The 13,022-nt window shown below is 63.9% G+C and carries 15 protein-coding genes and 2 tRNA genes; 11 read left to right on the top strand and 6 right to left on the bottom strand.

Annotated elements, in window-relative coordinates:
- Positions 1 to 38 precede the first annotated feature (38 nt).
- Both aroB and PQ457_RS12155 read right to left on the bottom strand, forming a co-directional pair.
- The gene (gene aroB / locus PQ457_RS12160) at positions 39 to 1,145 is read right to left on the bottom strand and encodes a 3-dehydroquinate synthase (protein WP_273617089.1); all 1,107 of its coding nucleotides are present in this window, start codon (positions 1,143 to 1,145) and stop codon (positions 39 to 41) included.
- Positions 1,146 to 1,152: 7 nt separating this feature from the next.
- Entirely contained in the window at positions 1,153 to 1,815 is a 663-nt protein-coding gene (locus PQ457_RS12155; protein WP_246870161.1) for a shikimate kinase, read from the bottom strand.
- Positions 1,816 to 1,904: 89 nt separating this feature from the next.
- Here PQ457_RS12155 and PQ457_RS12150 point away from each other — a divergent pair, with 89 nt between their 5' ends.
- Genes PQ457_RS12150 through PQ457_RS12135 form a run of 4 tightly spaced genes read left to right on the top strand, consistent with a single transcriptional unit; the run spans position 1,905 to position 5,893 of the window.
- Complete coding sequence (locus PQ457_RS12150; RefSeq protein WP_273617088.1) at positions 1,905 to 2,114, top strand: hypothetical protein; 210 nt, start codon at positions 1,905 to 1,907, stop codon at positions 2,112 to 2,114.
- A complete protein-coding gene (locus PQ457_RS12145; protein WP_273617087.1) occupies positions 2,114 to 4,000 on the top strand; it encodes a hypothetical protein in 1,887 nt (628 codons plus the stop codon). Before PQ457_RS12150 ends, PQ457_RS12145 begins: the two co-directional genes overlap by 1 nt.
- A gap of 38 nt (positions 4,001 to 4,038) precedes the next feature.
- Positions 4,039 to 4,896: a tyrosine-type recombinase/integrase gene (locus tag PQ457_RS12140; protein ID WP_273619315.1), complete on the top strand. Its 858-nt coding sequence runs from the start codon at positions 4,039 to 4,041 to the stop codon at positions 4,894 to 4,896.
- A 49-nt stretch (positions 4,897 to 4,945) separates the two neighbouring features.
- Positions 4,946 to 5,893: an acetyl-CoA carboxylase carboxyltransferase subunit alpha gene (locus PQ457_RS12135; RefSeq protein ID WP_168603918.1), complete on the top strand. Its 948-nt coding sequence runs from the start codon at positions 4,946 to 4,948 to the stop codon at positions 5,891 to 5,893.
- Between the two features lie 161 nt (positions 5,894 to 6,054).
- Here the strand turns inward: PQ457_RS12135 and PQ457_RS12130 are convergent, their stop codons facing one another.
- The 3 genes from PQ457_RS12130 to PQ457_RS12120 all read right to left on the bottom strand — a co-directional run bounded on the left by PQ457_RS12130 (position 6,055) and on the right by PQ457_RS12120 (position 7,060).
- Positions 6,055 to 6,237: a Flp family type IVb pilin gene (locus tag PQ457_RS12130; protein WP_273617086.1), complete on the bottom strand. Its 183-nt coding sequence runs from the start codon at positions 6,235 to 6,237 to the stop codon at positions 6,055 to 6,057.
- A gap of 236 nt (positions 6,238 to 6,473) precedes the next feature.
- Entirely contained in the window at positions 6,474 to 6,656 is a 183-nt protein-coding gene (locus tag PQ457_RS12125) for a Flp family type IVb pilin (RefSeq protein ID WP_168603916.1), read from the bottom strand.
- 206 nt (positions 6,657 to 6,862) lie between these two features.
- Entirely contained in the window at positions 6,863 to 7,060 is a 198-nt protein-coding gene (locus PQ457_RS12120) for a Flp family type IVb pilin (RefSeq protein ID WP_273617085.1), read from the bottom strand.
- A gap of 107 nt (positions 7,061 to 7,167) precedes the next feature.
- Between PQ457_RS12120 and PQ457_RS12115 the strand changes: the two genes are divergently transcribed.
- From PQ457_RS12115 to PQ457_RS12090, 6 genes are all read left to right on the top strand, one after another.
- A complete protein-coding gene (locus tag PQ457_RS12115) occupies positions 7,168 to 7,599 on the top strand; it encodes a (deoxy)nucleoside triphosphate pyrophosphohydrolase (protein ID WP_273617084.1) in 432 nt (143 codons plus the stop codon).
- Between the two features lie 69 nt (positions 7,600 to 7,668).
- Positions 7,669 to 7,745, top strand: a tRNA-Arg gene (locus PQ457_RS12110).
- Positions 7,746 to 7,806: 61 nt separating this feature from the next.
- Positions 7,807 to 7,883, top strand: a tRNA-Arg gene (locus PQ457_RS12105).
- 215 nt (positions 7,884 to 8,098) lie between these two features.
- Positions 8,099 to 8,722: a GTP cyclohydrolase I FolE gene (folE, locus tag PQ457_RS12100; RefSeq protein ID WP_273617083.1), complete on the top strand. Its 624-nt coding sequence runs from the start codon at positions 8,099 to 8,101 to the stop codon at positions 8,720 to 8,722.
- 273 nt (positions 8,723 to 8,995) lie between these two features.
- Positions 8,996 to 9,814: a right-handed parallel beta-helix repeat-containing protein gene (locus PQ457_RS12095; RefSeq protein ID WP_273617082.1), complete on the top strand. Its 819-nt coding sequence runs from the start codon at positions 8,996 to 8,998 to the stop codon at positions 9,812 to 9,814.
- Positions 9,815 to 9,943: 129 nt separating this feature from the next.
- Positions 9,944 to 10,687, top strand: coding sequence for a ParA family protein (locus tag PQ457_RS12090; RefSeq protein ID WP_273617081.1), 744 nt, complete (start codon positions 9,944 to 9,946; stop codon positions 10,685 to 10,687).
- A 69-nt stretch (positions 10,688 to 10,756) separates the two neighbouring features.
- Here PQ457_RS12090 and PQ457_RS12085 read toward each other — a convergent pair whose 3' ends face one another.
- Positions 10,757 to 11,236 carry a peroxiredoxin gene (locus tag PQ457_RS12085; protein ID WP_273617080.1) on the bottom strand — a complete coding sequence of 160 codons (480 nt, stop codon included), beginning with the start codon at positions 11,234 to 11,236 and terminating at the stop codon, positions 10,757 to 10,759.
- Between the two features lie 264 nt (positions 11,237 to 11,500).
- Here PQ457_RS12085 and ahcY point away from each other — a divergent pair, with 264 nt between their 5' ends.
- Positions 11,501 to 12,904 carry an adenosylhomocysteinase gene (gene ahcY, locus PQ457_RS12080; protein WP_273617079.1) on the top strand — a complete coding sequence of 468 codons (1,404 nt, stop codon included), beginning with the start codon at positions 11,501 to 11,503 and terminating at the stop codon, positions 12,902 to 12,904.
- Positions 12,905 to 13,022 lie beyond the last annotated feature (118 nt).

The following is a 13,022-nucleotide window of genomic DNA, read 5'->3' as shown; positions in this document are numbered from 1 at the left end:
ACAGTAATGGGAGCGCGAGGGTTATGACCCTCGCCATTTTACCCTTCCAATTCTTCCCTCAAAAACGCCGAAACTTCCTCCAGCGTCACATCCTTGGTCAAAAACGTCCCGCCGATCCCGCGCATCAGCAGAAACGCCAAGCGCCCCGCATCGACCTTTTTGTCATGCAGCATATGGGCCGCCAATTGCGCCCCCGACACATTCAGGCCCAGCGCGCGAATATCCGCAGGCATGCCAACGGCAGCGATATGGGCCGCCACGCGCTCCGCCTCATCCGCCCCCATCAAGCCGCGCCGGGCGGAAAACCGCGCCGCCAGCACGCAGCCCAGCGCCACCGCCTCGCCATGGAGCAGGCGGTCGGAAAAGCCGGTTTCGGCCTCCAGCGCATGGCCGAACGTGTGGCCAAGGTTGAGCAGGGCGCGCAGGCCCGTGGTTTCAAACTCGTCCTGCGCCACGATCTGCGCCTTGGCGGCCACCGAATAGGCCACCGCATATTCGCGCGCCGCCCGGTCGCCCGAAAGCATGGCCTCGCCATTGGCCTCGCACCATGCGAAAAATTCCGGGTCGTTGATCAGCCCGTATTTGACCACCTCGGCATAACCGGCGGCCAACTCGCGCCGGGGCAGGGTATCGAGCGCATCGAGATCGGCCAGCACCAGCGAGGGCTGATGGAACGCACCGACCAGATTCTTGCCCGCAGGCGTGTTGATCGCGGTCTTGCCGCCCACGCTCGAATCGACCTGCGCCAGCAGCGATGTCGGCACCTGAATGAAATGGCACCCGCGTTTCAGCATACTGGCGGCAAAGCCGGTCAGATCCCCGATCACCCCGCCGCCCAGCGCGATGATGTGATCGCCCCGTTCCACCTCCAGCGCCAGCAGCCCATCGACCACCGCCACCAGATTGGCCCAGCTCTTGGTGCTCTCGCCCGCAGGCAGGATATGCCACGCCGCCTTCTTGCCCGCCGCCGCCAACGAGGCATCGACCGCCGCCCCCCAAGCCTTATGCACATTCGCGTCCGTAATGACCGGCACAACGGGCTTGCGCAGCCGCGCGCCCGCTTCCTGCGCCAGATTGGCGATCAGCCCGGCGCCCACGCGCACTTCATAGGGGCGGCCGGCAATATCGACAGAAATAATCGGCATCGTTCAATCAGCCTTTCGCGCCATGGGCATCAAGCCATTCGTCCAGCGAGACCATCAGACTGGCCAAGGTGCGAGAATGGGGCACATTGCCGCTCATCACCTTGATCGGGGCCTGCGAATAGAAAGGTTCACGGCTGGACTTGAGATTGGAGAGAATTTCGCGAGGGTTTCCAGTTTTCAGCAAAGGCCGGTTGCCCTTGCGCGCGGTGCGGTCCACCAGCGTTTCCAGTTCCGCATCCAGCCACACCGCGATCCCGCGCGCGAGAATCAGTTCGCGCGTGGCATCATTCACAAAGGCCCCGCCGCCGGTCGACAAAACCTTCAGTCCCGCCTTGCCATTGCCCGCATGAGGCAGTTTCAGCCCCTTGATCGCATCGCCCGGCGTGTTTTCGCCCAGCAGCCGCGCGATCACCCGCCGCTCGCCCTCGCGAAAGAAAGCCTCGCCGTAAGTGGCGAAAATATCGGGAATCGGCATATGCGCCGCCTTTTCGATCTCGTCATCGGCATCGACAAAGGGCACGCCCAGCAAGGCGGCCAGACGCCGCCCAAGGCTGGTCTTGCCCACGCCCATCATGCCCACCAGAACGATGGGGCGGTCGATATGCGCCAGAACTGCGGCCAGATGAGCGGCCTCTGCTGCGCTTTCGGAAAGAGTGTGATCTTCATCCATTGCCGGGCTGCCTATACTTTTGCTAACCGGCGGCGCAAGCATAGCATGATGTCGGGCCGCTTCGGGCCGCTGTTTCGAGGATTTTGGCGTTGAGTATCACGATCCGGCGCGATAGCGGCAAGAAGAACGGCAGGAACGGATCGGGCAAATCCTATCGCCTCTGGTGGTTGTCGCTGGTCCTGATGCTGGCGGGCGGCCTTGTGGCGCTGGCCTGGATCAAGGGCGGGCCGATGCAGATGCGCGAAGTGGCGGTGGAACTTTCGACCAGGCAGGTCGGCGTGAACGGACAGGTGAAGTGATGAAACGGATTGCCAAGCCTCTCCTCGCCTGCTCGCTGGTGGCCTTGCTGGGCGCGGGCGGCGCATGGGCGCAGGGCGGACCCGAATCGCTGCTGCCCCCCGGTTTTGACCGCCCCGCCGCGCGGCCCACGCGCGCTGCGCCCGCCGCCGCCGCCGCCGCGCGTCCGGGCCAGCCCCGCGTCGATATCGGCCCCAATCCCGAACCCACCATCGCGGTCCAGCCGGTGGTCGAGGCGCCTTCGGGCATCGGCGCTATCGGCGCGGCCACGGCCACCGGGCCGGTGGTGCTGCCCAATGGGATCACCTCGTTCGACCAATTGATCGCCTTGCCGCCGGACAAGCTGGACCGACTGCTCGGCCTCATCCCCAAATATGACATTCCCCCCGGCGCCCAACGCGCGATGAAGGAGGTCGGCCTGCTCGACACGGGCGAGGGCGGGATGGCGCCGCAATCGCTGGCCGGACAGAATGCGGCGCTGGTGCGCGCGGTGCTGGCGGGCAACAATGGCCAGATGGTGTCGCGCTGGGGCCATATTCTGCTGCGCCGGGCGCTGGCCTCGCGGCTGGATGCGCCCGCCGAAATGGCGCCCACCGAATTTGCCGCGCTGCGTGCCGCGCTGCTGCTGCGCATGGGCGAGGGCGTGGCCGCACGCGCGCTGGTGCAGGACATTGATCCGGTCAATTACGATGCTTCGCTGACGCAGGCGGCGATGGATGCCTATATCGCAACGGGCGATTTTACCGGTTTCTGCCCGGTGATGCAGCTCAATTATTCCGCGCGCGACGATGCCGCGTGGCAGGTGATGCGCAGCATTTGCCAGACCTATGGCGGGGCCACCTCGACCGGCCAGTCCGAACTTGATCGTCTGGGCAAGGCCAAGGTGCTTTCGCCCATGGATATGGAACTGGCGCAGAAATATGCCGGGGCCGTGGGTGGCGCGCGGGCGCGGGCGGTCAAGATCGAGTGGGATAATGTCAATGACCTGACCCCGATGCGCCACGGGCTGACGCTGGCGGTGGGGCTGGCCCCGCCCGAAACGCTGCTGGCCAAGGCCGGGCCGGTCTATGCCGATATGACCGCGCTCTCGCCCATGGCGGGGCTGGGGCTGCGCGCGGATGCCGCCGATGTGGCCGGCGCGATGGGCGTGCTCTCTGGCGCGGCGATGGTTGATCTCTACAGCCAGATCTACAGCGATGATGACATCACCGGCGGCCCGGCGGAGCGCGCGCTGTTGCTGCGCGATGCCTATGTGGGCGTGGCGCCTGCCGACCGCGTGGCCGCGATGCAGCAATTGTGGGATGGGGCGGCCAATCCCTATTCGCGCTATGCCCGCATGGTCCTGACGGCCTATGCGGCGGCGCGTCTGGCGCCCTCGGCGGATTTGAATGCGCAATCGGGTGATCTGATTGCCTCGATGCTGAGCGCCGGGCTGGACGGTAATGCGGCGCTGTGGCGGCCGGTGGTCGAGGCGGGGTCGCCGGGCTGGGCGCAACTGGCGCTGGGCCTGCCGATGGGGGGCGAGGCTGATACGGGGGCGATTGAGACCTTTATCGGCAATGACAAATCCGATGGCCAGCATCGCAGCGCCTTGCTGATCGCGGCGCTCTCGGGGCTGGGGCGGATCAAGGACAACACGCGCGATTCGCTGCTGGGCAAGGTCAAGGGCAGCGTGGCGGGCCAGACCCGCTGGACCGGGGCGATTGATACGGCGGCGGGCGTGAACAATGCCGCGCTGGTGGCCTTGTTGGCCGGATTGGGCATGCAGGGCGACAGTTGGGCCAAGATGACGCCGCGCTATCTCTATCACATCACCTCGGCGCTCAGCCGCGTGGGGATGGCGGCCGAGGCGCGGATGATCGCGGCCGAAGCCGTGGCGCGCGGGTGACACGCGCGCCCTCGGCGGCGGTGGCGGCTTTCCTGGCCATGCTGGCGGCCGAGCGCGGCGCGGCTGCCAACACGCTGGCGGCCTATGAGCGCGATCTGCGCGGGGCCGAGGATGTGCTGGGCGATCTGGAAGGGGCCGATGTCGCCGCGCTGGAACGGCTGGCGGCCACATGGGGCCATCTCTCGCCCGCCAGCGTGGCGCGCAAATCCTCGGCTTTGCGGCAATTCTACGGTTTCCTGATCGACGAAGGCTGGCGCGAGGACGATCCCAGTCCGGCCCTGCCGCGCGTGGCGCAGCGCCGCCCTTTGCCGCGCATTCTGGGGCATGAGGATATCGCCACGTTGTTTGCCCGCGCCGAGGAGGAGGCCGCAGGCGACCGGCGCGAGCCTTTGCGCACGCTGGCCTGTCTGGAATTGCTCTATGGTTCGGGCCTGCGGGCGACCGAGCTGGTGTCGCTGCCGATCAGCGCCGCGCCGCGCGATGCGCCCTTGCTGACCATCACCGGCAAGGGCGGGGTGCAGCGCATGGTGCCGATCAGCGCGCGCGCGGGCCAGGTGCTGCGCCGCTGGATTGCGATCCGGGGCGCGGGGCGGGATTCGCGATTCCTGTTTCCCTCCACCGGCAAGGACGGGCATCTGACGCGGGTGCGCCTGTTTCAATTGCTGCGCGAATTGGGGGCGCGGGCGGGGCTGGACCCGACGCGGCTGTCGCCCCACGTGCTGCGCCATGCCTTTGCCACCCATCTGCTCGAAGGAGGCGCGGATCTGCGCGTGGTGCAGACGCTGCTGGGCCATGCGGATATCGGCACGACCCAGATCTATACCCATGTCGATGCGGCCCGTCTGGTCGAATTGGTGAACCAGCGGCATCCTTTGGCGGCCAGAACGGTTGGCTGACGGCTGAAAGGCTTGCCCAAACCGGCGCATCGCACTAGGGCCATGCGCCATGGTTTCCTATCTCGAATTTGAAAAGCCGGTGGCCGCGCTTGAAGCGCGCATCAAGGAATTGCGCGCAACGGCGGCCGAGGGCGACCTCGACATTTCCGCCGAGGTGGGGCGGCTGGAGCGCAAGAGCGCCGACCTGCTGGCCAGCACCTATCGTGCGCTGACCCCGTGGCAGAAGACGCAGGTGGCGCGCCATCCGATGCGCCCGCATTTCGTCGATTATGTCGAAAAGATCTTCACCGATTTCGTGCCTCTGGGCGGCGATCGCCTCTATGGCGAGGATCATGCGATCATCGGTGGTTTTGCCACTCTGAATGGCCGCAAGGTGATGCTGATCGGCCATGAAAAGGGCCATGATACCGCCACGCGCATCAAGCACAATTTCGGCATGGGCAAGCCGGAGGGTTATCGCAAGGCGATTCGCCTGATGGAATTGGCGGGTCGATTCGGGCTGCCGGTGGTTACGCTGGTGGATACCTCAGGTGCGTTTCCCGGTGTCGAGGCCGAGGAGCGCGGTCAGGCAGAAGCCATCGCTCGTTCGACCGAGGCCTGCCTCGCGCTGCGCGTGCCGATGGTGGCCGTGATCGTGGGCGAGGGCGGATCGGGCGGCGCGGTGGCTCTGGCCAGCGCCGAGCGCGTGCTGATGCTCGAACATGCGGTCTATTCGGTGATTTCGCCTGAGGGCTGCGCCTCGATCCTGTGGCGCACCGCCGAAAAGGCCGCCGATGCCGCCGAGGCGATGAAGGTGACGGCGCAGGACCTGCTCGCCCTCAAGGTTATCGACCGTATTGTGCCCGAGCCGGTGGGCGGGGCGCATCGCGATCCCGATGCGGCGGCCAAGGCGCTGGGCAAGGCGATTGGCGAGGAACTGGACAAGCTGCTCAAGATGGACGCCAAGCAATTGCTGGCGATGCGCGAAGAGCGTTTTCTGGCCATCGGCGCCGAATAAGGCGCCAATCCCGCCGGATACAGCAAAGGGCGCGGCGTCGATGGACGCTGCGCCCTTTTGTGTTGCGCCATGGGCGGGCCAGAGCGCGGGCATCGCGATACAGGCGCCCGTGCAGGCGTTGGATCACCGGGCGACATCGGGGCCGCCCGGAATCACCCGGATCAGGCAGCCGAGGCGTTGGCTGTCGACATCTGCGAAGAGGTCGTGTTGAACGTGGCCGAGAGTTGGTTGCCCATGCCATTCATCGCGGTGATGGCGGCAACGGCGATCAGGGCGGCAATCAGGCCATATTCGATGGCAGTGGCGCCGGCTTCGTCACGGATCAGTTTGTTGAGGAATTTCATGGTCGGTCTCCGGTCTCGTCGGACAAATCGTCTCTGCCGACACACGGGTAGATACTTATAAGATGTTTATAAAGCGATACTGAAAAGATGGTTTTACTTTCGGTAACCTAAAATAATCACTCCTATTCTGTATCTTGATTGGTGAATAGTGCGGGCATGCAAAAAGAGCGGCAGGTCGCCCCGCCGCTCTTCTTTTACCTCTAAATCGCGCCCGACCCCGTAGTCGGGCTGGGCGATTAGGCGGCCGAGGCGTTGGCCGTCGACATCTGCGAAGAGGTGGTGTTGAAAGTGGTCTTGAGCTGGTTGCCCAGGCCATTCATCGCGGTGATGGCGGCAACGGCGATCAGAGCGGCAATCAGGCCGTATTCGATGGCGGTCGCACCAGCTTCGTCGCGGATGAGCTTGTTGATGAACTTCATGGTCAGTCTCCTGTAGCAGTCTTTCCGCCCTGCCAGTTTTCCCGTCTCAGCCCGGCGGTCCCCTCCTCCTAGAGGAGATGTCTTAACAATCCGTCAGCGTGTCCGCGCGCCCCGTGGTAAATGCGGAGAGGGGTGCAAAGATTTGGGTAACGCGCGTCAAAGGCCTGCAAAATGCAAAGGGGCACGCCGAATCGGTCGGGCCTGCGTCAGGAGGCCGTTGCCTGCTGGACCGCGACCTGTGCCTGGGTGTCGACATTGTTCCATGTCTGGACGATGGTGTTGGCCACGCCGTTAAGCGCGGCGATCATAACCAGCACGATCAGCCCGCACAGCAGTCCGTATTCCACAGCGGCCAGTCCGCGCTCGTCCCGATGGAGTCGGGTCAGGAATTCTGCAATAGACATGACCTTGCCCGCCCAAATTCGTTGCGGTGTTATTGTGCAGGCGTTCGGTTAATAAGATATTGAGCGGGAATGGTGGTATTTCCGGGGCAGCAAGGAAAGGTCGTGGAATGATTTTGCCCGTGGTGGCCGTGGCGCTGTTGCGCGATGACGGGCATATATTGATGCAGCGCCGCCCCGATGGAAAACAGCATGGCGGCCTTTGGGAATTTCCCGGCGGCAAGATTGATCCGGGCGAGGGGCCGGTCGAGGCTGCCCTGCGCGAGATGGAGGAGGAGCTGGGCGTAGGGCTGGAGGCGCATGCGCTGATGCCGGTCAGCTTTGCCCATAGCGATGAGGCCCCTGGCAAGGAGCGGCGTCGGGTGCTGCTGCTGCTTTATGTGGCGCGGGCGTGGAGCGGCGATCCAATCGCGCGGGAAGGCCAGCAATTTGCGTGGGTTGCGCCCGATGCCCTGCCGGATCTGGATATGCCGCCGCTCGATGTGCCGCTGGTGCGCGACCTGCTGCGCTGGATCGGGGCGGGGGCGGAACAGGGGAAATAATTAGTTTTTACAAAATGTCATTTTCCTCTTGCCAAGCCGGTGCTGTCCCCTTAGAGGCGCGGCTCCAAGGCACCCGTAGCTCAGCTGGATAGAGCATCAGACTACGAATCTGAGGGCCGGGCGTTCGAATCGCTCCGGGTGCACCACTTCCCTTTCGGGGGAAATGGTCGGTCTTTTTCAAGGCCGTTTGGGAAAATGTGTCAGTGTGCACCCGTAGCTCAGCTGGATAGAGCATCAGACTACGAATCTGAGGGCCGGGCGTTCGAATCGCTCCGGGTGCACCAACACATGATCCCCTGATTGCCCCTTGTGGCCTTTCCATGAAAATCCGCGAATTGTTCTTGCTTTGGCCGTGATATGGGCCGAAAGCGTGCGCCGTATCGGGGCGCAGGCCCCCCATAAACCATGCTGGCCCGAAACCGCGCTGACGATGCCGCGAGAGGATCATTCCTTGACGCCCCGACAGCCGGTATGGCGCAGGATGCCGGAGTAGCGCAGAATGAACGAGATCAGCGACCATTTTGACCAGCATGACCACGATCATGCCGATGACGGCAAGTTGCCGGTCCCCCATGATGTTCAGGAGGCGATTCGCACGCTGCTGCGCTGGTCGGGCGATGATCCCTCGCGCGAAGGGCTGATCGACACGCCCGCGCGCGTGGCGCGTGCGTGGAAGGAATATTGCCAGGGCTATAATGAAGACCCGGCCGTCCATCTTTCGCGCCAGTTCGAGGAAGTGGGCGGCTATAATGAGATCGTGCTGCTCAAGGATATTCCGTTTCAGAGCCATTGCGAGCATCACATGGCCCCGATCACCGGCAAGGCCAGCATCGCCTATCTGCCGCGTGAGCGCGTGGTGGGGATTTCCAAGCTGGCCCGCGTTCTGCACGGCTTTGCCCGCCGTCTGCAGATTCAGGAGCGCCTGACCGCGCAGGTGGCCCAGTGCATCTGGGACAATCTTGACCCCTTCGGCGTGGCCGTGGTGATCGAGGCCCAGCATGGCTGCATGACCGGGCGCGGGGTAAAGACGCCGGGCGTGGGCATGGTGACCAGCCGAATGATGGGCGCGTTTCTCTCCGATCCGCGCAGCCGCAAGGAAGTGCTGAGCCTGATGGGCTATTGATCCGGCGCGGCGCGGGTGAGAAATTTGAGGGCATGACGCGCCGATGGTGGCCGCGATCCGCAAGGCGGGGGCAGGGCATTGCAGACCGGGCATGGCGCCACCGATCACAGCTGGTCCAACCGGCGCATTGATCTGGAGGCGTGGATCGTCCGGTTCCTTGCGCTCTAGATTAAGGCCCGCGGCTGAACCCAAGGGCAATTCGGGCGGGGAATCGATTCGGAATTGAACCGACTTTCCTTCGACGAAAATCATCTTCGGCCTCATCCCAAGGCCATGATGACACGCAACACCCCCGCCGCCCTCAAAGCCGTTCTCACCGCTGCCGCCCGCCGGTTCCGCCTGCTGGTCTGCGTGCTGATCGCCATGGTGTTTCAGGCCGCACCCGCCCATGCGCTGGTGGACCAGACATGGATTTCGGCCGAGGGGATGGACAGCGGGGGCTGTCTGGCGCTGGTGCCCTGCGCCACGCTGGCCTATGCCATCCGGCAGACCGCGCCGGGCGGCACGATCTTTGTGATGGACAGCGGGTTTTACGGCGCGGCCACGATCGACCGCAGCCTGACCATCCGTTCCGAATATGGCCAGATGTCGATGGTCGCCTCGATCACCGTCAATGCGGCCAGCACGGACAAGGTGATGCTCGACAATGTGGCGCTCGAATGCCTCGCCACGGCGCGGGGCCTTGCCTATGGCTATGGGGTGCAGGTGCTCAAGGCGGGCGATGTCCTGTTGAACCGCGTCTCGATCAAGGATTGTCTGGCCGGGGGCACGGTGGGGGCGGGGGTCTATATCTATTCCACCACCAATTGCCGGGTAACGCTCAATGATTCGGTGATATTCAACAATCGCGTCGGCGTGCTGGTGTCCGGCGCCGACGGTATGGCGCATGCCAAGATCTATCGAACGCTGTTTTTGTCCAACAGCGAATCGGGCGTGCGCGTGATCGGCAACGGCAATGACGCGATCATGGCCGACAACAATCTGTTGGGCAGCCCCAAGTCGATGGATCTGCAATCGGGGGGGGCATCGCGATCCTTCGGCAACAATTCGATGACCAGCGGCGATACGCCCATCCCGATGTCGCAGTATTGAAGCAGGATTTGGGGCTGGTGCGATCCCATTTTGAACCATCCCCAATTCCCCCCTTGCGCAAAACCGTCATCATGCGAGAGGTCGATGTTAAGGCTTAACGGTTTTTAACCATTTCGAGCATGCGGCATCATGGCGGTTATTGCGGTGTACAGTTCCAAGGGCGGCGTGGGAAAGACGACGCTGGCGGTCGATCTGGCCTGGCGCTCGGCCGTTATGGGCGGGCATCGCACGCTGCTGTGGGATTTGGACGTGCAGGGCGGGGCCGGGTTCCTGCTGGGCATGGAGGAAGCGCCGAGGATGCGCGCGGCCAGCCTGTTTCAGCGCGAGGGGCGGCCCGAACAATTGATCGAGCCGACGCCCTATATCGGCCTGTCCCTGCTGCGCGCCGATGACAGTTTGCGCAGCCTGCCGGTGCATCTGGCGCGGTTGGGGCAGAAGAAGCGACTGGCGCAACTGACATGGCCGCTGCGGCGCGAATTTTCCCGGATCATCCTCGATTGCCCGCCGATGCAGAATGAGGTGAGCGAGCAGATCATTGCTGCGGCCGATGTTTTGATTGTGCCGCTGCCTGCCTCGCCGCTGGCGGCGCGGGCGCTCGATCTGCTGCGGCGCGATCTGTTGCGGGAGAATGGGCGGCATCCGCCGCTCTTGCCGGTGCTTTCCATGTATGATGCGCGGCGCAAAGGGCACAGGGCCGCGCGCGAGGGCAAAATGGCGCCTTTCCCGGTGATCCCCATGGCCAGCATGATCGAGCAGACCGCCTTTCGCCGCGCCCCCATCGGCACATTCGCGCCCAATTGCGAACCGGCCCGCGCGCTTGATCGCCTGTGGCGCGCGATCGAGGTCAAGCTGTTGGACGAAAAGGCGGCGTGAAGGCGCACAAAAAACCCCGGCGCCAGCGCGGCACCGGGGTCTTTGCGTGACCGGAAGGTCAGCGGAAAATCAGAGGTTTTCCAGCACGTATTCGGCGCTCGACACCTTGAATTCGCCCGGACCTTCGACGAACACCTTTTCCACCACGCCATCATTGACGACGAGGGCGAAACGCTGGCCGCGCGTGCCAAGGCCCGCGCCCGAGGCGTCGAGCGTCAGGCCCAGAGCGGCGGCGAATTCGCCATTGCCATCGGCCAGCATGGTGACATCGGCGCTGCCCTTTTGCGCGCCCCAGACGCCCATCACGAAAGGATCGTTGACAGCGGTGCAGACGATCTCGTCCACGCCGGCGGCCTTGAGATCAGCGGCCTTTTCCACAAAGCCGGGCAGGTGCTTGGCCGAGCAGGTGGGCGTGAAGGCGCCGGGCACGGAGAAGACAACGGCCTTCTTGCCCTTGAAATATTCGGCGGTCTGAACGGGTTCGCGCTCGGAATCGGTGGACTTGACGAGCTTGACGTCGGGCAGGCTGTCGCCGGGGGCGATGGTCATGGCTTTCTCCTTATGCGGGGCGGGCGTTGCGATTGTCCGCCTCTGTGTCGCGCACAGATATAGACAGCCCTTTCGCAGTCGCAACCACGCATGGGCCTGGGAACAAGAATTTATCCCTGATGCGCGGATAACGCGGGCATTTCCGCAGGGCATGCGCAAGGGATATAAAGCAATCTTTATATCCCTTGCGTGGGGGCGGGGGCTGGGCTAAAGGGCGACCATGATTGGCGCCCCTCTGGCGCCCACTCGCTAAGGAGCCCTTTCGTGACCACGCTGGAAGCCCAGAAGGACTATGTGATCGCCGATATCGGTCTTGCCGATTTTGGCCGCGCGGAAATCGCCATTGCCGAAACCGAAATGCCCGGCCTGATGGCTCTGCGCGCGGAATATGGCGCGTCGCAGCCGCTGAAAGGTGCACGCATCACCGGTTCGCTGCACATGACGATCCAGACCGCCGTGCTGATCGAAACGCTGGTGGCGCTGGGCGCCGATGTGCGCTGGGCCACCTGCAACATCTTCTCGACGCAGGACCACGCCGCGGCCGCCATTGCCGCCCAGAACATCCCCGTCTTCGCCGTCAAGGGCGAGAGCCTGGCCGAATATTGGGACTATGTGGGCCGCATTTTCGACTGGGGCGATGAACCCTGCAACATGATCCTCGACGATGGCGGCGATGCCACGATGTTCGCCCTGTGGGGCGCGCGCGTTGAGGCGGGCGAAGAGCTGTTCGAACCCAGCAATGCCGAAGAAATCGAGTTCGTGCGCGCGCTCAAGAACTTCCTCAAGGCCAAGCCGGGCTATCTGACCGCCACCGTCAAGGCGATCCGCGGCGTTTCGGAAGAAACCACCACCGGCGTCCACCGCCTCTACGCCCTTGCCAAGCAGGGCAAGCTGCCGTTCCCCGCGATCAACGTGAACGACAGCGTGACCAAGTCGAAGTTCGACAACCTCTATGGCTGCAAGGAATCGCTGGTTGACGCGATCCGCCGCGCCACCGACGTGATGCTGGCCGGCAAGGTCGCCTGCGTGGCCGGTTTCGGCGATGTGGGCAAGGGCTCGGCCGCCTCGCTGCGCAATGGCGGCGCTCGCGTGATGGTGACCGAAATCGACCCCATCTGCGCGCTGCAGGCCGCGATGGAAGGCTATGAAGTCGTCACGATGGAAGAAGCCGTGACCCGCGCCGACATCTTCGTGACCGCCACCGGCAACGAAGACGTCATCACCGCCGAGCACATGGCCGCGATGAAGCCCATGTCGATCGTGTGCAACATCGGCCACTTTGACAGCGAAATCCAGATTTCTGGCCTGTCGAACTATGCCTGGACCGAAGTGAAGCCGGGCACCGATCTCGTCACCTTCCCCGATGGCAAGCAGATCATCATTCTGGCCAAGGGCCGTCTGGTGAACCTGGGCTGCGCCACCGGCCACCCGTCCTTCGTGATGTCGGCCTCGTTCACCAACCAGACGCTGGCCCAGATCGAGCTGTTCACCAAGGCGGGCGACTATAAGAACGACGTCTATGTCCTGCCCAAGCACCTCGACGAAAAGGTCGCCGCGCTCCACCTCGAAAAGCTGGGCGTGAAGCTGACCCAGCTCAGCCAGAAGCAGGCCGACTATATCGGCGTGCCGCAGGCCGGGCCGTTCAAGGCGGATCACTACCGCTATTGATCCTTTCGGATTGATGGATTGAAAAACGCCTCGCGGGGGATTTCCTCGCGGGGCGTTTTTGTTTTGGGGGTTTTATGCCTCCGGCGGGCAAAGGGTGGGGGCCCTTTGCAATCCCGAT

It is taken from the genome of Novosphingobium humi, assembly GCF_028607105.1.
GTDB classification, from domain to species: domain Bacteria; phylum Pseudomonadota; class Alphaproteobacteria; order Sphingomonadales; family Sphingomonadaceae; genus Novosphingobium; species Novosphingobium humi.
The sequence above is the reverse complement of the archived record's forward strand: the minus strand, read 5'-3'. Positions and strand labels throughout refer to the sequence as shown.